This window comes from Streptomyces sp. NPDC020742 (assembly GCF_040641675.1).
Lineage (GTDB): Bacteria > Actinomycetota > Actinomycetes > Streptomycetales > Streptomycetaceae > Streptomyces.
In genome coordinates this window covers 650,794-670,183 of the sequence record NZ_JBFAEA010000001.1, presented here as the reverse complement: position 1 = coordinate 670,183, position 19,390 = coordinate 650,794, and the positions used below count along the sequence as shown (strand labels likewise).

The window sequence follows — 19,390 nt, the reverse complement described above, 5'->3', positions numbered from 1 at the left end:
GGACCACGCCTGCACCACACAGGCCCCGCCCCGCACCGCCCCGGCACCGCGCGAAAGGCAGCCGCCATGGACACCGTGTTCCGCGACGCACGGATCATCGACGGGTCCGGTGGTCCGTCCTACCGTGCCGATGTCGCGCTGGCCGGCGGCCGGATCGCCGCGGTCTTCCGGAAGGGGGACGCCGGCCCGCGCCCCGGCGCCGCGCGGGTGGTGGACGCGGGCGGCCTCGCCCTGTGCCCCGGCTTCATCGACATGCACGCCCACAGCGACCTGGCGCTGCTGCGCGACCCCGGGCACGAGGCCAAGGCCGCCCAGGGCGTCACCCTCGAAGTCCTCGGCCAGGACGGCCTGTCGTACGCACCGGTCGACGACCGCACCCGGGCCGAGATCCGCACCCAGATCGCCGGCTGGAACGGCGGCGGCCCGGGCGACACCTCCGTCGACTTCACCTGGCGCACCGTCGGCGAGTACCTCGACCGCCTCGACCACGGCTTCGGCGGCGCCGGCATCGCGGTCAACGCCGCCTACCTCGTCCCGCAGGGCACCGTCCGGATGCTCGCCCTGGGCTGGGAGGACCGCCCCGCCACCCCCGACGAGCTCGCGCGGATGCGGCAGCTGGTCGCCGAGGGCCTGGAGCAGGGCGCGGTCGGCCTCTCCTCCGGCCTGACCTACACCCCCGGCATGTACGCGTCCGACGCCGAACTCACCGAGCTGTGCCGGGTGGTGGCCCGTTACGACGGCTACTACTGCCCACACCACCGCTCCTACGGGGCCGGCGCCCTCCAGGCGTACGCCGAGATGATCGCGCTCACCCGGGAGGCCGGCTGTGCGCTCCATCTCGCCCACGCCACCTTGAACTTCGGCGTCAACGAGGGCCGCGCGCCCGAGCTGCTGTCCCTCCTGGACCGGGCCCTGGACGCCGGCGCGGACCTCACCCTCGACACCTACCCCTACACCCCGGGCTGTACGACGCTGGTCGCGATGCTGCCCAGTTGGGCGAGCGAGGGCGGGCCGGAGGCGATCCTCGCCCGCCTCAAGGACGACGCGGCGGCCGAACGCATCCGGCACGTCATGGAGGTCGAGGGCGCCGACGGCTGCCACGGTGTGCCCATCGAATGGGACACCATCGAGATCTCCGGGGTCACGGACCCCGGGCTGGCCGGTTGCGTCGGCAAGACCCTCGCCCGCAGCGCCGCCGAGCGCGGCGAGGAGCCATGGGTGACCGCCCGCCGTCTCCTGATCAACGACCGCCTCGGCTCGACGATCCTTCAGCACGTCGGCCATGAGGAGAACGTCCGCCAGATCATGCGCCACCGGGTGCACACCGGCGGCAGCGACGGCATCCTCCAGGGCGACAAGCCGCACCCGCGCGCCTACGGCACCTTCCCGCACTATCTGGGCCGGTACGTCCGCGAGCTGGGCGTGCTCTCACTGGAGGAGTGCATCGCCCATCTCACGGCCCGCCCGGCCGCCCGACTGCGCCTGGCCGACCGCGGCCTGGTACGCGAGGGCTACCGCGCCGACCTGGTCCTCTTCGACCCGCAAACGGTCGCGGCCGGGTCGACCTTCGACGCCCCCCGCACGCTGCCCACCGGCATCCCGCACGTCCTGATCGACGGCCGCTTCGTGATCGAGGACGGGCGACGGACGGCCGTACTGGCGGGGCGGGCGGTGCGGCGGTCGGCGGGGCGGCGGGGCTGAGCAGCCTCAGCCCCGCCGCTACCGGAGCTCCTGCGCGACCTGCTCGACCCAGCGCCGCACGACGACCGAGTCGGTGGTCACCCCGAGCGCCCCGACCGCCTGGGCCCGTGCCTCGCGGTCCGGATTGATCCGGCCAGCGAAGAACCCCAGCGGTCCGAGGTAACGGCCCTCGTCGCGCAGCTTCTTGGCGAAGGTGAACCCGGCCTCACCATCGCCGTTGCGGGTGATGTCGGAGAGCAGCAGATCCACCCGGTGCGCGGCCAGCCAGTCGAGGGCGTCCTGCTCGGTGTCGGCCAGTTGGACAGTGGCCCCTTCCCGGCGCAGGTCCGTGGCCACGCCCCGCACACTGTCCACGACGTCGTCCACCCACAGGACGGACAGCCCGTGCAGGCCGGTCGCGGCGACGTGCCGTTGCCGGGCGGGGGCCTGGGAGCGGGCCACGCTCATGGCCTCGACAGCCAGCGCCGCCGTGTTGACCGGGGCGGTGGGCTCGCGGAGAGCGGCCAGCACCAGATCGCGCAGTTCCTGCGCGTTGTTGGTCAGCGAGGCGCCCAGCCCGGCGGCGCGCTCCTCACGGTCGGTGGAGCGACGGATGGTGAAGAAGACCACCGGACCGTCGTAGTTGCCGTCCGCCCTGAGCCGCTCCACCATCTCGAAGCCCGCGGCGTGGTCCGAGCCCCGGCTGATGTCGGAGATCAGCAGGTCAGGGGTGCGATTGCGGAGGGCCTGCACGGCGGCGGCACTCTTGGGCACATGGTTCACCTGCGCCCCGAGCGCCTCCAGCACCTCGCGCACCACGCCCTTGCGGTCCGGCTGGTCGTCGACCCAGAGGACGTCGAACGAGGGCGGGATGACCAGCGGTGGCGGCTGATACGCGGGCTGCGGCTGCTGGCTGTACGCCGGCGGCTGCCCCTGACCGTACGACGGCTGCGCGGGAAACACGCCCTGCGGGACGGCCGGCTCACCGTACGGCGGCTGCGAGCCGGGCGACGGCAGCGGCTCGGGCGGCCGCACCGCCCCCGGCCGGCCGCCCCCGCCGCCCATGCCGGCGCTGCCCCCGGGGCCCTGGCCCGGATACCCCCCGTATGGCTCGGGCCCCTGCCACGCCAGCGGCGGCCCGAAGCCCGTGGCGTAGCCGTCCCCGCGGGACCCCGACATCTCCTGCCACATCGGGGCCCACTCCTGGGACATCCGGGTCGGCTCCCCGCCGGAGCCGAGGGGGCCCTCGCGCAGCCGCTGGAGCAGCCGGTCCGCGTCCGGGCGGCCGGTCAGCTCGTCGACCAGCGAGGTGAACGCCGGATTGATCACCAAGTCGGGGAATTCACTGGGCAGTTGGCGTTCCAGCGCGGTCAGTGCCGCCTGGCCGGAGGTGCTGAGCGGCTCCGGCACCAGCAGGTCGTACGTCGCGAGGAAGTCCCGTACCGCCGTCAGCTCCTGTGCGGGCGGCTGCCCGGCCGCGGCCGCCAGCAGCGTCCGCCGCACCTCACGGTACATACGGAATTCGGCCACCACATCGCCGTCCACGGTGCCGGAGGGGCCGGTCATCATCCGGTAGAAGTCAGGGTAGAAGTACTGGAGCAGCAGCGTCCTGATCACCGCGCCGGGGCCGAAGTCGCGCCAGACGGGGTTCAGCGTGGCCTCCAGCACGAAGCCGTTGACCAGGCGTTTGATGCGGCGCGGGTTACGGTCCGAGCGCTGGGCCAGCAGGTCCACCAGGGCGTCGTCGAGCAGCGGTGCCACGCCCGCGGTCCGTGCGCACCAGCGGATGTAGTCCTTGACGCCGTGGTTGTCGGCGGCCGGAATCCGGTAGCTGGTCTGGAAGATCTTCTCCATGAACGCCGAACCGGCCGGCGACAGATCGCGCAGCAGCCCGTTCGGCCCCAGCGCCGACCGGTCGCAGCCGATCACGAACGCCAGCCCCGGTACGTCCAGATAGACCTTCACCGCCTCGCAGACCGCGAGCACCGTCTCCTCCGAGCAGCGGTCCAGGTCGTCGATGAAGACGACCAGCAGCCGGCGTGGCTGGAACTCGGCGGTCTCGGACCACTCCTGCACCAGATCGCCGATCGCGCCGCGCATCTCGTTGCGGGCCTGGGAGTTGACGGACAGGCTCTTCCACAGCTCGTCGACCAGCCCCGCCACCCCGAGCGGCCCGGCGGCGACCGTGGTCAGCGCGCGTACGGCCCGCAGCAGGGCGCGCCGTTCGGTGACCCGCGCCAGGCCGCGGCGCAGCACCCGCCGGTCGAAGCGCATCAGGACGGACTTGATCAGTCCTTCCAGGGCGTCCGCGCCGGTCGAGGTCCAGGCGTTGTACCAGACGGTCTCCACCTCGGGCGCCTGCGTCAGCTCCGCGTCGACCAGCCGCATCAGGCTGCTCTTGCCCATGCCCCAGCCGGCGTCGACGGCGAGGGTGAAGGGGGTGGAGTCGCGGGAGGCGACCAGCAGGCCGGCGAGCTGGCGGGCCGCGCCGCCGGCGCCCAGCAGGTCCGCCTCCGACTCGGCGACCGGTTCGTCGTTGAGTAGGGCGAAGGGACCGTGCAGCGGGGGCGCGGCCGGCGACGGTGCGGCTGGGGGTAACGGTGCCGAGGTGGGCATGCATGGGAGCGTATCGGCGCACGCCCCGGTTCCGCGGTGGTCACCGCGGAATCAGCAGTGCGCCGGCGCCCGCGCCGTCACCGCCCGTGAGGAACCCCACACCGAGCGCCGACCAACGTGGGGAAAAACACCGGGCGGCCGTGGAAACACGCCCGTAAGGTGGCGGACATGCAGGTGATCCAGTCAACGAAGCTCGCCAACGTCTGCTACGAGATCCGTGGCCCGGTGCTCGAGGAGGCCATGCGGCTGGAGGCGGCAGGTCACCGCATCCTCAAGCTCAACACCGGCAACCCGGCGGCGTTCGGCTTCGAGTGCCCGCCCGAGATCCTGGAGGACATCCTCCGGACGGTCGGGACGGCACACGGCTACGGCGACGCCAAGGGCCTGCTCTCCGCCCGCCGCGCGGTGATGCAGCACTACCAGACCATGGGCATCGAGCTCTCCGTCGAGGACATCTACCTGGGCAACGGCGTCTCGGAGCTGATCCAGATGTCGATGCAGGCGCTGCTGGACGACGGTGACGAGGTACTGGTGCCGGCGCCGGACTACCCGCTGTGGACGGCCTCGGTCTCGCTCTCCGGCGGCACCGCCGTGCACTACCGCTGTGACGAGCAGGCCGACTGGATGCCGGACCTCGCCGACATCGAGCGCAAGGTCACCGACCGCACCAAGGCCATCGTCGTCATTAACCCCAACAACCCCACCGGGGCGGTCTACGACGAGACGCTGCTGCAGGGCATCGCGGAGATCGCCCGCCGGCACAACCTGATCGTCTGCGCCGACGAGATCTACGACAAGATCCTCTACGACGGCGCCACCCACACCCCGTTCGCCTCGCTCGCCCCCGACCTGCTGACCCTGACCTTCAACGGGCTGTCCAAGGCGTACCGGGTGGCCGGCTACCGCAGCGGTTGGATGGCGGTCTGCGGCCCGAAGGCGCACGCCACCTCGTACATCGAGGGGCTGACGATCCTGGCCAATATGCGGCTGTGCGCCAATATGCCGGCCCAGCACGCGGTCGCCACGGCCCTCGGCGGCCGGCAGTCGATCAACGACCTGGTGCTGCCCGGCGGCCGGCTGCTGGAGCAGCGGGACACCGCCTACGAGCTGCTCACCCAGATCCCCGGCGTCAGCTGCGTCAAGCCCAAGGGCGCGCTCTACGCCTTCCCGCGGCTGGATCCCAAGGTCTACAAGGTCAAGGACGACCGGCAGATGGTGCTCGACCTGCTGCGCGCCGAGAAGATCATGATCGTGCACGGCACCGGCTTCAACTGGCCCGAGCCGGACCACTTCCGCCTGGTCACGCTGCCCAGCAAGGACGATCTGGCCGATGCGGTCACCCGTATCGGCTCCTTCCTGGACGGCTACGGACAGTACTGAGCACCCACCATCTTCTGTATGACCCACAACTTTAGACAGTGTCTAAGCTAGGATGGCTTCCTGGACTTTTTTCAGGAGGCCGTCCCATGTACGAACCGATCCGCACCAAGTCGGTCCACACCATGGCCGCCGCCCCGGAGATCCCGCACCGCTCCCGCGAGCAGGAGCTGGACATCCGGCTCGCCGGACAGCTGACCGCGCTGCTCACCGTCACCGACGAGCTGCACGCCCGCGCCCTACGGGCCGGCGACCGGGAGGCCGGGCAGCTGGACGCGGCCTCGCTGGCGGACGCCGCCGACCGGATCGCCGGGCAGGTCGGCCGGCTCAGCGGCGGGCACTACCCGCTGCGCGCCGAGCCCACCGACGGCGCCGCCACGGCCCGGGTGGCGGCCCTGCACCAGCGGGCGCACACCCTCGCCGGGAACGCCCTGGCGGTCGCCACGACCCGGAACGACACCGCGGCGATGGCGCTGACGGCGGAGCGGATGGCGGCGCACACCGGGCCGGTAAGAGACCTCGCCCCGGCCCCGGCCCACCGGGACCTCGCCTCGGCGTGAGGCAGCTCCGGCCCGCCGCACCCGGACCCGGGCGGCGCCGCCCGGCCGTTCACTCCACCGGCCCAGCGGCGCGCCCTCACCCGCGGTGACCACCGCGGCCCGGGCCGGCCGCCGACGACAACGGGCCGGGGCCCGCACCCGAAGGTGCGAGCCCCGGCCGTTACCGGGTGCGGCAGTCCTAGCCCAGGCGCTGGACCAGTGCGCGGTACTCGTCCCACAGCTCCTTCGGCGTGTGGTCGCCGAAGGTGTTGAGGTGCTCGGGGATCAGCGCCGCCTCCTCGCGCCAGACGTCCTTGTCGACGGTGAGCAGGAAGTCCAGGTCGGGGTCGGCCAGTTCGAGGCCGTCGGTGTCCAGGGACCCCTTCGCCGGCAGAATGCCGATCGGGGTCTCGACGCCCTCGGCGCGGCCGTCGAGGCGGTCGACGATCCACTTCAGGACGCGGGAGTTCTCACCGAAGCCGGGCCAGACGAACGAGCCCTGGTCGTTCTTGCGGAACCAGTTCACGTAGTAGATCTTCGGCAGCTTCGACTGGCGCCCCTCCGCCGCGGCAACCTGACCGACCTTGACCCAGTGGGCCATGTAGTCGCCCATGTTGTAGCCGCAGAACGGCAGCATCGCGAACGGGTCGCGGCGCAGCTCACCGACCTTGCCCTCGGCGGCGGCGGTCTTCTCCGAGGCCACGTTCGCGCCGAGGAAGACGCCATGGTTCCAGTCGAAGGACTCGGTGACCAGCGGGACCGCCGAGGCGCGGCGGCCGCCGAAGAGGATCGCCGAGATCGGCACGCCCTTCGGGTCCTCCCACTCGGGGGCGATGATCGGGCACTGCGAGGCGGGGACGGTGAAGCGGGCGTTGGGGTGGGCGGCCGGGGTGCCGGACTCCGGCGTCCAGTCGTTGCCCTTCCAGTCGGTGAGGTGGGCCGGCGTCTCCTCCGTCATGCCCTCCCACCAGACGTCGTTGTCGTCGGTGAGCGCGACGTTGGTGAAGACGGAGTTGCCCCAGAGGGTCTTCATGGCGTTGGCGTTGGTGTGCTCGCCGGTGCCCGGTGCCACGCCGAAGAAGCCCGCCTCGGGGTTGATGGCGTAGAGCCGGCCGTCCTCGCCGAAGCGCATCCAGGCGATGTCGTCGCCGATCGTCTCGACGGTCCAGCCGGAGATCGTGGGCTCCAGCATCGCGAGGTTGGTCTTGCCGCAGGCCGACGGGAAGGCCGCCGCGACGTACCGGGGCTCGCCCTGCGGCGGGGTGAGCTTGAGGATCAGCATGTGCTCGGCGAGCCAGCCCTCGTCCCGCGCCATGACCGAGGCGATGCGCAACGCGTAGCACTTCTTACCGAGCAGCGCATTGCCGCCGTAGCCCGAGCCGTAGGACCAGATCTCGCGGGCCTCGGGGAAGTGCGAGATGTACTTGGTGGAGTTGCACGGCCACGGCACGTCAGCCTGCCCCTCGGCCAGCGGGGCGCCCAGGGTGTGCACGGCCTTGACGAAGAAGCCGTCCTCGCCGAGCTCGTCGAGCACCGGCCGACCCATCCGGGTCATGGTGCGCATCGAGACCGCGACGTAGGCCGAGTCGGTGATCTCCACACCGAGGGCGGAGAGCGGGGAGCCCAACGGGCCCATACAGAACGGGACGACGTACATCGTCCGGCCCTTCATCGCACCGCGGAAGATGCCGCCCTCGCCGTTCGCGCCGGTGAAGATCTCCCGCATCTCCGCGGGGGCCTTCCAGTGGTTGGTGGGGCCGGCGTCCGCCTCCTTCTCGGAGCAGATGAACGTGCGGTCCTCGACACGGGCCACGTCCGAGGGGTCGGAGGCGGCGTAGTACGAGTTGGGGCGCTTGACCGGGTCGAGCTTCTGGAACGTGCCCTTGTCGACGAGCTCCTCGCACAGGCGCTCGTACTCCGCCTCCGAGCCGTCGCACCAGACGACCCGGTCGGGCTGGGTGATCGCTGCGATCTCGTCAACCCAGGCGATGAGCTCCTGGTGACGGGTCGGGACGGGAGAGGGAGCCGCGTTGTCGCGCGCCACGATCGCTCCTAGATGAGGGTATGGACGGATGGCTGCCCGGGGTGCCGGGAAATCCGCTTCTTTTGGTTGTTTGCCCCTTGGGGGCCGCGACCCGGATGCTTCGTGGACCGCTCATCCGGTGCCGACCGCACTCATTTGATCATCCGACCCGAATACCGTTCTGTCCAGAGGGCGCTTTCGTGACCGTCACCACTTGGGCATGAGCCGGTAACCTACGGTTGCGTAGGTAGCATTGCGCCATGACTTCCGCGCCCGACGCCGCCGAGAGCACCCCTCCCTCCGCGCCGCCCGCGATCGCGGCGGTCACCGCCGCCGCCGCGCCCCTGAAGCCGAAGCTGCGCGGCTGGCTGCACGCCGGGATGTTCCCCGCCGTCCTGCTCTCCGGCGTCATCCTCACCGCGCTCGCCGACAGCCCCCGCGGCCGCCTGGCCTGCGCCATCTACACGCTGTCCGCCTGCCTCCTGTTCGGCGTCAGCGCCCTTTACCACCGCGGCAATTGGGGCCCGCGGGCCGATGGCATCCTGCGCCGCCTGGACCACGCCAACATCTTCCTGATCATCGCCGGCACCTACACCCCGCTGACGATGCTGCTGATCCCCGGCTCCCGCGGCCAGGCCCTGCTCTGGGCGGTCTGGGCGGCCGCACTGGCCGGAATCCTCTTCCGGGTCTTCTGGGTCGGCGCACCCCGCTGGCTCTACACCCCCTGCTACATCGCGATGGGCTGGGCCGCCGTCTTCTTCCTCCCCGACTTCCTGCACACCGGTGGTATCGCGGTCCTCGTCCTCGTCGTCGTCGGCGGCCTCCTCTACAGCGCCGGCGGGATCATCTACGGCATCAAGCGCCCCAACCCCTCCCCCCGTTGGTTCGGCTTCCACGAGGTCTTCCACTCCCTCACCCTGGCCGCCTTCATCGTCCACTACGTCGGCATCTCGCTCGTGGCCTATACGCACGCCTGAGCCACCCTCCTCGCGCCACCTCGGCCGCGCCCCTCCTGGGGCGCGGCCTTGCACATGACCGGGCGAGTCACCGTACGTGTCCATCCCCACAGCACAGCGTGACACACGGCACCGACAGTCAGGACTTCGTCAAGGTTCGGAGGCCGGCCCGGTCCGGTCCGCCCCGGTTGCGGTGCGGCTCGGCTGCCTCAGGCCGAGACCGGTGTCCGAGGAACGACGTCCGGGCCGGTGTCCCGCGCGGCGGTCATGGGATGGGCGTGGGACGCCGGCCGTGGGTACGGGCATCGGCCGTGGCCCGCGCGCCGGCCGATGCCCGACAATGCTGCGCATGGTCTCCGCACGCACCACCGCCTCCACACCGCCCGGGACGCCGAAGATCGGGCTGCGGGAGCGGAAGAAGATCCAGACCCGGCAGGCGATCCAGCGGGCCGCCTTCCGGCTCTTCCAGGACCAGGGGTACGACGCGACCCCGGTCGACCGGATCGCCGAGGCCGCGGACGTCTCGACCAGCACGGTCTTCCGCTACTTCCCGACCAAGGAGGACATCGTGCTCTCCGGCGAGTACGCCACCGTGCTGGAGGCCGGGCTCCGGGCCCGGCCCGCGCGGGAGCCGATGGTGGAGTCGGTGCGGCAGGTCACCGTCGAGGTGCTGCGCGCGCTCGGTGCGGCGGACCGCAAGGAGCTGGTCCAGCGGATCCGGCTGATCCGTGACGTACCCGCGATCCGGGGGCGTACGGCGGAGAACACCGCCCGGGACGCGGCGCTGATCACCGCGGTGCTGGCCGAGCGCTCGGGGCGCCAGGCCGACGACCTGACGCTCCGGGTCATCAGCAGCGCCGTGCTGGCGGCCCTTCAGGAAGCCATGCTGCGCTGGGTCGAGGAGAACGACCCGGCCGGTCCGGCCGGTCCGGCCGGTCCCGACGGTCCCACCGATCTGGGCGGCCCCGCCGACGTGGGCGGCCCCGCCGACCTGGAACGGCTGATCGAGCTGCTCAACCAGACGATGGACGTACTGGCCCGGGGGCTCACCCTGTGACGGTGGGGACTCACGTTCTAACGGCGGGGACTCACGTTGCGACGGCGGGGGCTCACCCTCTGACGGACGGGTCCCACGCGCTGACGGACCGGGTCACCCGTTGAGCGCAGGGGCGGCCGGCGCGCCGGTGCCTGCGCCGCGCAGCGCCCGCTCGATCCCCGCCGCCCCCTTCAGCAGCGCCTCGTCCGCGCCGGAGCCGCCCACGAGCTGGAGCCCCAGCGGCAGCCCGTTCGCGGCACGGCCGGCGGGCAGACTGAGCGCCGGCAGACCGGCGTTGCTCCAGGGCAGGCACATGATCGAGGAGCCGGTGGTGGTGAGGTCGGCGGGCGCGGGGCCGGTGGCGGACGGGGCGATCCACACCTCCACACCGGCCGCGGCGCCGTCCGCCGCAAGCCGTTCGCGGAAGGCCGTACGGCGGGTGCGCGCCGCCGCGTGGTCGGCTGCGGCGATCGCCTGGCCCTGGCGGATCGCCGCCGTGGTCTCCGGGCGGTAGCGGTCGCCGTAGCGGGCGAACCAGTCGGCGTGCGCCCGCGCCACCTCGTAACGGTTCATCGTGAAGAGCTGGTCGACGATCTGCTCGAAGTCGTCCATCACGGGGACCTCGTGCACCGTGTACCCGGCCGCCCGCAGCAGCTCCGCCTGCTCGTCGAACGCGGCCAACGCCTCGTCTCCGGCGCGCTCCAGGTAGGGGCCGGCGGGGATGCCCAGCACCGGGCGCGGCGCGCCGTCGTCCGCCGGCGGCTCCGCCCACCCGTCGAGCAGCACCGCCGCGGCCAGGGCGACGCCCGCCACGTCGGTGGCGTAGCACCCCAGGGTGTCGAGGCCGACGGCGTTGGGGATCACCCCGTCGACCGGGATCCGGCCGTAGCTGGGCTTGAAGCCGACCACCCCGCAGTACGCGGCCGGCCGGATCATCGAGCCGACCGTCTGGGTGCCGATGGCCAGCGGCACCATGCCGGCGGCGACCGCGGCCGCCGATCCGCTGCTGGAGCCCCCGGGCGTATGGGCCAGGTGGTGCGGATTGCGGGTCGGCCCGGGCGCGGTGACCGCGAACTCCGCGGTCACGGTCTTGCCGGCGATCAGCGCCCCGGCCGCGCACAGCCGGTTGACGACGGTGGCCTGCGCACCGCCCAGCACCTCGGGCGGCAGCGCCGAGCCGGCACGGGTGGGCAGTCCGTCGACGTGCACGATGTCCTTGATGCCGACGGGGACGCCGTGCAGGGCGGGGCGGGCGATGGGGTCCGGGGCCCCGGCGGCCTGCCGGTGCGCCGCCGCCAGGAGCCGGGTGCGCCGCCCCTCCTCGGGTAGGAAGGCCCGCACCTGCGGGTCGACCGCGTCGATGCGGTCGCAGGTGCGGGCCGCCGCGGCGACGGGGTCGTCGGTGCCGTCCCGTAAGGCCGCGGCTTCCTGGACCAGGCAGCGCCGCCCGAGCAAGGTCGTCATCCTTGAAGGCTACAACCGCCCACCGACAGCAGCCGGTTGGGCGCCAGGGCCCCGGCCGCCTCAGTCCCGCAGCCGCCCGGTCAGCTCCTCCGCGTCGGTGGTCGGCCGCTCACAGGTGAAGCGGCGGCAGACGTAGGCGGCGGGCCGCCCGTCGACCAGCGGGCGGTCCTTCAGGAGCGGCACCGCGGCGGTGTCGTCGGACCCGGGGGCGCCGAGCGCGACGACCGCGCCCGGGGCGGTGCCGAGCAGCGCGGCGCGGTGCAGCGCGACGGTGGCCGGATCGCCCTGGGCACCGATGACCGCGACCTCCCGGGGCCCGTCCAGCGCGGCCTCGGCGACGGCGAGCCCCCAGCCGATGAAGCGCGGCACCCGCACGCCGAGCGCGGTGACGACGCCCAGGGCCCGTTCGGCGGCGGTCCGGTGGAGGTCGCTGCCGGTCAGCGCCGCGTACGACAGCAGGGCGCCGGCCGCCGCGGTCCACCCGGAGGGCGTGGCGTTGTCGGTCGGGTCCTGGGGACGGCGGATCAGCGCCTCGGCGTCGGCGGCGGTGTCGTAGAGCGAGCCGTCCTCGGCGGTGAACTGGAGCAGCACGGTGTCCAGGAGGAGGCCGGCGAACTCCACCCAGACGCCCTCGCCGGTGACCGAGGCGAGGGTGAGGAAGCCCTCGGCGACATCGGCGTAGTCCTCCAGGACGCCGGAGTTGGCGCCCGGTGTGCCGTCGCGGGAGGTGCGGTGCAGCCGGGCGTGGCCGTCCATGTGGACGCGGACCAGCAGGTCGGCGGCGTCGGTGGCGGCCTGGAGAAGGTCCGGGCGGTCGAAGTAGGCACCGGTCTCGGCGAGCGCGGCGATGGCCAGGCCGTTCCAGGCGGCGACGACCTTGTCGTCCCGGCCGGGGCGCGGCCGGCGGTCCCGCTCGGCCAGCAGCCGCCGCTTGACCGAGGTCACCCGTTCGGCATCCACCGGTCCTTCGGTGCCGGGGAGTTGCAGCACCGAGGCGCCCTCCTCGAAGGTGCCCTCCTCGGTGACGCCGAAGTACCCGGCGGCGAACTCGGCGTCCTCCTCGCCCAGTACGGCGCGCAGCGCCTGCGGCGTCCAGACGTAGTAGGCGCCTTCGACGTGCCGTCCGCTGCCCGTGCCGTCGTCGCTGTCGGCGTCCAGCGCGGAGGCGAAACCGCCCTGCTCGGTGCGGAGTTCGCGGACCATGAAGTCGGCGGTCTGTACCGCGATCCGGCGCGCCAGGTCCGAGCCGGTGGCCCGCCACAGGTGGGCGTAGGTCCGGCACAGCAGGGCGTTGTCGTAGAGCATCTTCTCGAAGTGCGGCACCGTCCAGGTGGTGTCCACCGCATAGCGCGCGAAGCCGCCGCCGAGCTGGTCGTAGATGCCGCCGCGGGCCATCGCCTCACAGGTCGCCTGCACCATCTCCAGGGCCCCGGCCGAGCCGGTGCGGGCGTGGTGGCGGAGCAGGAACTCCAGCACCATGGCCGGCGGGAACTTGGGCGCCCCGCCGAACCCGCCGTGCACCGCGTCGAATTCGCGGGTCAGGGCCATCAGCGCGGTGTGCAGCTCCTCGGGGCGCGGCGGCCGGCGGTCCGCGGCCAGCGCCCCGGCCAGGGAGCGCTCGGACAGATCGGCGACGATCCGGCCGGCGACCTCGCCGACCTCGTCACGGCGGTCCGCCCAGGCGCTGCGCACGCCCTCCAGGACCTGCCCGAAGGACGGCATGCCGTGCCGCGGCTCGGGCGGGAAGTACGTACCGAAGTAGAACGGCTCGGCGTCCGGGGTGAGGAAGACGGTCATCGGCCAGCCGCCCTGCCCGGTGGCGGCCTGCACGGCCTCCATATAGACCGCATCGACGTCCGGCCGCTCCTCGCGGTCCACCTTGACCGCCAAGAAGTGCTCGTTGAGCAGCGCGGCGGTCGCCTGGTCCTCGAAACTCTCGTGCGCCATCACGTGGCACCAGTGGCAGGAGCTGTAGCCGACGCTGAGCAGCACCGGCACCCCGCGCCGGCGGGCCTCCTCGAACGCCTCGGTGGACCACGGCCACCAGTCGACGGGGTTGTCGGCGTGCTGGAGCAGGTACGGGGACGTCTCATGAGCCAGGCGGTTCGGCATGCCTCCATCCTCTCCCACCTGCGCCCGGCCGCTCGTCGCGCACCACCGGGGCGGGGCCGGAATTCCCCGGGCTCCCGGGTGCGGAGCCCGGGGATTCCCGGCCGGGGAAGGTGCGGCGCGGTTCGCCGCTGCGCAGGTGCGCGCCGCCCCGTACCCGGTTCAGCGCTCCGGGACGACCGTGCCCATGGAGGGGCGGACGGGAAGGGGCTCGTCCGGGTGCCGGGCCTTGCGGAACTCCTGGGGGCTCATGCCCCGTTCCCACTTGAACCCACGAACGGCTCGACGGCGTCCTCCCGACCAGGCCGTCCAGCGTGGCACCCTCCCCTCCTGCCGTGCGTCGCAGTGCGGGAGGCGCGGGAGTTGTCCACAGGCCTGCCGGAATCCGCGGGGACGGGGAACACTGTGCGTACGGCGTGGATCACCGCCGAGTACTGCTGGAACTGCTGGAGGGGGAGGGCATGGCAGGCACATCGGCCGTACTGCGCGATGGCCACCGGGCGGAGGCGGAAGCGCTGTTGACCAGGGCCGTGGACGAGGAGGTGCGGCGGTCAGGGGGACGGCTCGACGGGGAGGCGCTGGCGGGCAGAGCCCGGGCGGCGCTGGCGGAGCTGGCGGGCAGCGCCGCCGAGGAGTACGCCGCGTACGTCCTGGCGCTGGACGAGGCGGCGGCCGACCGGTCGTCGCTGGGACGGCGGCTGTCGCGGAAGGAGCTGGGGACCCCGGCGGTGGCGACCGCGGTGGCGGCGGTGGCGGCCTTCGGCACCGACCTGGCGTACGGCACGGGCGCGGGGGCCGCACTGGGCGTGGGGGCCGCCGTGCTGGTGGCGGGTGCCGCGGCCACGGTATTGAAGCTCACGTCCGGTCACTGGCCGGCGGCGCACCGGGAGGCGGGCCGGCGCGGGCAGCCCGGCGGGGCCGAGCAGTTGCGGCTGGAGTGGCTGACGGCGCTGGAGGTGCGGGGCATCCGGCCGTTCCTGGACCAGCAACGCATGCTGACGGCGGCGGCCCGTGGCAACGGATCGGCGACCGGCGCGGGGGCCACTACGTCCCGGGGCACCGCCCGGGGGCCGCAGCTGCGTGGCGCCGACCGCAGTGCGGCGGCCCGGCAGCGGTCCGTGCTGGAGCACTCCTTCGCCCAACTTCCGCGCCCGGACGGCCCGTTCGCCGGGCGCCGGGCGGAGCTTGCGCAGATCGCACAGTGGGTGCACGCGGCCCGGGCGAGCACCGAGACCCGACCGACGGTGGTGGTGCTGCACGGCGAGCCGGGCTCGGGGCGGACGGCGCTGGCGGTGCGGGCCACGCACCAGCTGCGCGACCAGTTCCGGGGCGCCTGTGTGGTGGATCTGCGCGGGGACACCCCCGGGGAGGCACCGCTGCCGACCCGGGACGCGCTGCTGCACCTGCTGAACCGACTCGGCGCACCGCGCGAACAGTTGCTCTTCCGTGAGCGCCCCTCCCAGGAGCAGCACGTCACACGGCTCGGCGAGCTGTACCACCAGCATCTGACGGGCCTGCCGGTGACGGTGCTGCTGGACGACGCCCACGACCCCGAGCAGGTGCGCACCCTGGTGCCGGAGGGGTCCGACAGCCTGGTGCTGGTCACCTCCCGGGCGCCGCTGGAGCTGCCGACGGACCTGGAGGCGTGGGTGCACCAGCTGCCCGTGGGCCCACTGGACCCCGCGGGCGCCGAGGAGTTGCTGCGGACCGCCGCCGGGGCCGGCGAGAAGGCTGCGGACCCACCCGCTGCGTACGACTCCCGGGCGGTCGAGGAGATCTCCGCGCTGTGCGGCGGCCTGCCGCTGGCGCTGCGGACGGCGGGCGCTGCGCTGGGCGCGCGCACACCCACGGCACTCGCCGGGAACCTGGCGGCACAGGGCGCGCTGCCACCGGTGGAACGCGCCCTGGCCCTGTGCTACGCCGAGCAGCCGGAGGCCGCCCGGCAGCTGCTGCGCCGGCTGGCGCTGGTGGGCCGGGCCAGCCTGGGTGCGGCCGCCGCGGCCGCCCTGCTGGGCGTGCCGAACGCGGAGGCCGAGCGGCAGCTGGCGGCGCTGGCGCGGGCCGGGCTGATCGAGCACGTACGCGGCGAGCGGTACCGGCTGCATGCGCTGGTGCACACCTTTGCGCACGCCCGGCTGGTGGACGAGGAGGATCCGGCGGAGCGCGGGGCGGCCCAGGAGCGGCTGATCCGTGGCTATGCGGAGCTGGCCGATTCGGTGATCCGGCTGGTCGACGGCCGGACGTCGACCCGTGCCGACCGCTTCGGCTCGCACGGCTTCACCTCGCTGGACGCCGCCCTGCAGTGGCTGGACGACGAGACCAGCTTCATCACCGCCGCGCTGCGCCACGCCGATCAGGGCGTGGACCAGGCGACGGTGTCCCACCTGCTGGGCGCGCTGGCCGACTACTGCCTGCTGCGCGGGGACCTCTACCGCCTGGGCGAGCTGAGCGAACTGACCCGTACGGGCGGCCAGGGGCTGTTGGTCCGCTCGGTGCAGTGGCGTACGGGGGTGGCGGCCCGGCAGCTCGGCGAACTGGACCGGGCACGCACGACGCTGTCGTCGGTGGTCGACCTCTACTTCGAGGCGGAGCACCCGGCGGGCGCCGCCCGTGCGCTGCGCGACCTGGGCATCACCCTCCAGCAGCAGGGCAGCCTGCCGGAGGCCGCGGACAAGCTCCGGGAGGCGCTTGAGCTCCAGTCGGGTCCGGACATGCACGGCGACCGGGCCTGGACGCTGCACGCCCTGGCGGCGGTGGAGCGGGACCGCGCCCAGCTCGCCGACGCCCTCGCCCTGCTGCGGGAGTCGCTGGCCCTGCACGAGGAGAGCGAGAGCGTGCACGGCCAGGCCTGGGCACACTTCCAGCTGGGCCAGGTGTATCTGCGGCTGGGCGAGGTGCCACGGGCGGAGGCCGCACTACACGCGGCGCTGGAGCTGTACGGCCGGACGCACGACGAGCGCGGCACGGCCTGGGCGATGACGCAGCTGGCTCGCGCCCGGCTGGTGACCGGCGAGCCCGGGGCCGCGGTGGACGGGCTGCGGCAGGCGCTGCCGCTGCACCACCAGCACGAGGACGCCCGCGGTGAGGCCTGGACGATGTACTACCTGGGCCAGGCGCTGGAGGAGCGGGGCGAGCACGATGCGGCACTACGGCAACTGGAGCGCGCACGGACGATGTTCAGCCGGATGCAGGACGGCTACGGCCTGGCCTGCGCGCGGCACCACTCGGGCCGGGTGACCCGCGATCTGCGGGCGGAACAGACGGGCTCGCTGCGCAACAGCGGCTTCGCCCGGCAGCTGCTCCAGGAGGCCCGCAAGGACTTCCAGCGCATCGGGGTGCCGCACGGCGAGGCCTGGTCCTGCCTGGAGCTGGTGATCGTCGACGCGGGCAACGGCCGGGCGGCGCAGGCGCTGGAGCTGGCCGACGAGGCGGCACGGCTGTTCGCCGGTTATGGCGACCGGCGCGGTGAGGACTGGGCGCGGTTCCTGCGCTGCACACTGCTGCCCTTCGCCTCGCCGGGCGGTTCGGTGGTGGGCGCGGCGGTCGCGCAGGAGGAGCTGGCGCAGCTGGTCCGGGAGAAGCATCCGACCCGCGACGCCAAGCTGGAGGACTGCGCGGAGGCGTTCGGGCTGCTGCTGGAGCGCGGGGTGGAGCCGGAATCGGGGTGGCAGGCCTGGCGGCTCGGCATGGTGCCGAACCGCCACGCCCGGGAGGTGATGGGGGTGCTGGTCGCACCGGACGCCCTGGAGTGAGACCGACACCGGCCGCCGGCACCGGCCACTGCACACCGGCTCGCGGCACCCTGGCCCACGGCACGGCGTCCTGCGGCGCGGCGGACGTGGTCGTATGCCGGCCCGCCCGCCGCCGGCACGAGTACACGTCCGTCCGTCCGGGGGTTGCCGCACTCGTTCGCCCCGGGCCGTGCCGGCCCTACGTACCCGCCGACGGTCGGGACAGTGCCCGTGCCAGGAGGGTGCCAAGGATCGGACCGTGCCCGTCTCCAGGACCGGGACAGTGCCCAGGGCAGCGCCCAGGACGGTGCCCCAGGCTGGGTGCCGGGGCGGTACCAGGTCCCGCCGTGGCCAGCGCAAGGCTCGGCTCGCTGACCGCTCGGATCAGCGAGCCGCCGGGCCGGTAGGCCAGCCACTGCCTGGGCGGCCGGCCGTCCACCGACACCCGGTCCATGGGGCCGCCGGAACGTCGCCGAGCAACCGACAGGACGGCCGGGAGGGCCGTCGCCGGACCTTGCTCAGCCGACCTTCCTGCTCAGCCGGCCTTACCGGACCCCGCTCAGCCACCACTTGCCGGACCCGGCTCAGCCGACCTTGCCGGATCCCGCTCAGCCGGCCCTGCCTGACCCGGCCCTGCCTGACCCGGCCCTGCCTGACCCGGCCCTGCCTGACCCGGCCCTGCCTGACCCGGCTCAGCCGGCCTTCGGCTCGGCGGCCGGGGCGCCGGCTCCCTTGCCGGTCGCCTTGCCGCCGTCCTCGGGCTGCTCCTCGAAGTCCACCTTCCTCATGTGCTTGTTCATGGACTTCATCAGCAGCCACACGGCGCCGCCGATGACCGCGAAGACGATGAAGCCGAGGACGCCGGGGGTCACCTTGTCCTTGTCGAAGCTGTCGGCAAGGGTGACGACGTGCGTCAGGGCGAGGGTGCTGGGCGCGCTCATCATGGGCTCAATTGTTGCGGATGCCCGCGAAGAGGTCGTCCTCGGGGAGGGATGTGTCCACCAGCGACTTGGCGAGCTCGTACTCCTCCGTCGGCCAGACCTCCCGCTGGATGTCCATCGGGACCCGGAACCAGCCGCCGTCGGGGTCGATCTGGGTGGCGTGCGCGATCAGCGCCTTGTCCCGGATCTCGAAGAAGTCGGCGCACGGGACGTAGGTGGTCAGGGTGCGCTCGCGACGCTCGAACTGCTTCCAGCGCTCCAGCCACTCCCCGTAGGGCGACTCCAGGCCGCGCTCCAGCAGCGCCTCGTGCAGGGCGATGGTGCGCGGCTTGTTGAAGCCCTGGTTGTAGTAGAGCTTCTGCGGCTGCCAGGGCTCGCCGGCCTCCGGGTACTTCTCCGGGTCGCCGGCCGCATCGAAGGCCACCATCGTGATCTGGTGGGTCATGATGTGGTCCGGGTGCGGGTAGCCGCCGTTCTCGTCGTAGGTCGTGATGACCTGTGGCTTGAACTCCCGGATCAGCTTCACCAACCGGCCGGCCGCCTCGTCGACGTCCTGGAGCGCGAAGCAGCCCTCCGGCAGCGGCGGCAGCGGGTCGCCCTCGGGCAGCCCGGAGTCGACGAAGCCCAGCCACTCCTGCTTGACGCCCAGGATCTCCCGGGCCTCGTCCATCTCCTTCTTGCGCACCTCGTGGATGTGCTCCTCGATGTACGGGTCCCCCTGGAGCTTGGGGTTGAGGATGGAGCCCCGCTCACCGCCTGTGCAGGTGGCGACCAGCACGTCCACCCCCTCGGACACGTACTTGGCCATGGTGGCCGCACCCTTGCTCGACTCGTCGTCGGGGTGGGCGTGGACGGCCATCAATCGCAGCTGCTCAGTCAAGACTCGATCCTCAGTTAAGGGCCGGAGAATATGCCTCC

General features: G+C 73.0%; 12 protein-coding genes. 6 read left to right on the top strand and 6 right to left on the bottom strand.

Annotated elements, in window-relative coordinates; all coding sequences use genetic code 11:
• The first annotated feature begins 66 nt into the window (after nucleotides 1-66).
• Nucleotides 67-1,701, top strand: a complete 1,635-nt coding sequence (locus AB0G84_RS02870; RefSeq protein ID WP_361314480.1) for a D-aminoacylase — start codon at nucleotides 67-69, stop codon at nucleotides 1,699-1,701.
• Between the two features lie 18 nt (nucleotides 1,702-1,719).
• On the opposite strand, the gene AB0G84_RS02865 is transcribed toward AB0G84_RS02870, so the two are convergent.
• On the bottom strand, nucleotides 1,720-4,296 hold the full coding sequence (locus AB0G84_RS02865; protein WP_361314477.1) for a P-loop NTPase fold protein: 2,577 nt from the start codon (nucleotides 4,294-4,296) through the stop codon (nucleotides 1,720-1,722).
• A gap of 168 nt (nucleotides 4,297-4,464) precedes the next feature.
• Here AB0G84_RS02865 and AB0G84_RS02860 point away from each other — a divergent pair, with 168 nt between their 5' ends.
• Together AB0G84_RS02860 and AB0G84_RS02855 are read left to right on the top strand one after the other, a co-directional pair.
• Nucleotides 4,465-5,676 (top strand): pyridoxal phosphate-dependent aminotransferase, encoded by a 1,212-nt coding sequence (locus tag AB0G84_RS02860; RefSeq protein WP_361314474.1) that lies wholly within the window; start codon nucleotides 4,465-4,467, stop codon nucleotides 5,674-5,676.
• An 86-nt stretch (nucleotides 5,677-5,762) separates the two neighbouring features.
• Nucleotides 5,763-6,233: a hypothetical protein gene (locus AB0G84_RS02855; RefSeq protein WP_361314471.1), complete on the top strand. Its 471-nt coding sequence runs from the start codon at nucleotides 5,763-5,765 to the stop codon at nucleotides 6,231-6,233.
• Between the two features lie 178 nt (nucleotides 6,234-6,411).
• Here AB0G84_RS02855 and AB0G84_RS02850 read toward each other — a convergent pair whose 3' ends face one another.
• Nucleotides 6,412-8,256: a phosphoenolpyruvate carboxykinase (GTP) gene (locus AB0G84_RS02850; RefSeq protein ID WP_361314468.1), complete on the bottom strand. Its 1,845-nt coding sequence runs from the start codon at nucleotides 8,254-8,256 to the stop codon at nucleotides 6,412-6,414.
• Nucleotides 8,257-8,495: 239 nt separating this feature from the next.
• On the opposite strand from AB0G84_RS02850, the gene AB0G84_RS02845 reads away from it, so the two are divergent.
• Both AB0G84_RS02845 and AB0G84_RS02840 read left to right on the top strand, forming a co-directional pair.
• Nucleotides 8,496-9,212, top strand: coding sequence for a hemolysin III family protein (locus AB0G84_RS02845; RefSeq protein WP_361314465.1), 717 nt, complete (start codon nucleotides 8,496-8,498; stop codon nucleotides 9,210-9,212).
• Nucleotides 9,213-9,531: 319 nt separating this feature from the next.
• A complete protein-coding gene (locus tag AB0G84_RS02840) occupies nucleotides 9,532-10,248 on the top strand; it encodes a TetR family transcriptional regulator (RefSeq protein WP_361314462.1) in 717 nt (238 codons plus the stop codon).
• 93 nt (nucleotides 10,249-10,341) lie between these two features.
• Here AB0G84_RS02840 and AB0G84_RS02835 read toward each other — a convergent pair whose 3' ends face one another.
• Together AB0G84_RS02835 and AB0G84_RS02830 are read right to left on the bottom strand one after the other, a co-directional pair.
• Entirely contained in the window at nucleotides 10,342-11,691 is a 1,350-nt protein-coding gene (locus AB0G84_RS02835; protein ID WP_361314459.1) for an amidase, read from the bottom strand.
• Between the two features lie 60 nt (nucleotides 11,692-11,751).
• Entirely contained in the window at nucleotides 11,752-13,803 is a 2,052-nt protein-coding gene (locus AB0G84_RS02830) for a thioredoxin domain-containing protein (RefSeq protein WP_361314456.1), read from the bottom strand.
• Between the two features lie 458 nt (nucleotides 13,804-14,261).
• On the opposite strand from AB0G84_RS02830, the gene AB0G84_RS02825 reads away from it, so the two are divergent.
• Entirely contained in the window at nucleotides 14,262-17,552 is a 3,291-nt protein-coding gene (locus AB0G84_RS02825) for a tetratricopeptide repeat protein (RefSeq protein ID WP_361314453.1), read from the top strand.
• A gap of 671 nt (nucleotides 17,553-18,223) precedes the next feature.
• Here the strand turns inward: AB0G84_RS02825 and AB0G84_RS02820 are convergent.
• A complete protein-coding gene (locus AB0G84_RS02820; RefSeq protein ID WP_361314450.1) occupies nucleotides 18,224-18,475 on the bottom strand; it encodes a hypothetical protein in 252 nt (83 codons plus the stop codon).
• Between the two features lie 4 nt (nucleotides 18,476-18,479).
• Nucleotides 18,480-19,352: a mycothiol conjugate amidase Mca gene (mca, locus tag AB0G84_RS02815; protein ID WP_361314447.1), complete on the bottom strand. Its 873-nt coding sequence runs from the start codon at nucleotides 19,350-19,352 to the stop codon at nucleotides 18,480-18,482.
• Nucleotides 19,353-19,390 lie beyond the last annotated feature (38 nt).

Excerpts from the sequence above, each read along its gene's own strand:
- AB0G84_RS02860 (WP_361314474.1), top strand. The coding sequence starts at position 4,465 with ATGCAGGTGATCCAGTCAACGAAGCTCGCCAACGTCTGCTACGAGATC.
- AB0G84_RS02820 (WP_361314450.1), bottom strand. The coding sequence starts at position 18,475 with ATGATGAGCGCGCCCAGCACCCTCGCCCTGACGCACGTCGTCACCCTT.
- AB0G84_RS02835 (WP_361314459.1), bottom strand. The coding sequence starts at position 11,691 with ATGACGACCTTGCTCGGGCGGCGCTGCCTGGTCCAGGAAGCCGCGGCC.
- AB0G84_RS02845 (WP_361314465.1), top strand. The coding sequence starts at position 8,496 with ATGACTTCCGCGCCCGACGCCGCCGAGAGCACCCCTCCCTCCGCGCCG.
- AB0G84_RS02855 (WP_361314471.1), top strand. The coding sequence starts at position 5,763 with ATGTACGAACCGATCCGCACCAAGTCGGTCCACACCATGGCCGCCGCC.
- AB0G84_RS02840 (WP_361314462.1), top strand. The coding sequence starts at position 9,532 with ATGCTGCGCATGGTCTCCGCACGCACCACCGCCTCCACACCGCCCGGG.
- AB0G84_RS02830 (WP_361314456.1), bottom strand. The coding sequence starts at position 13,803 with ATGCCGAACCGCCTGGCTCATGAGACGTCCCCGTACCTGCTCCAGCAC.
- AB0G84_RS02865 (WP_361314477.1), bottom strand. The coding sequence starts at position 4,296 with ATGCCCACCTCGGCACCGTTACCCCCAGCCGCACCGTCGCCGGCCGCG.
- AB0G84_RS02870 (WP_361314480.1), top strand. The coding sequence starts at position 67 with ATGGACACCGTGTTCCGCGACGCACGGATCATCGACGGGTCCGGTGGT.
- AB0G84_RS02825 (WP_361314453.1), top strand. The coding sequence starts at position 14,262 with ATGGCAGGCACATCGGCCGTACTGCGCGATGGCCACCGGGCGGAGGCG.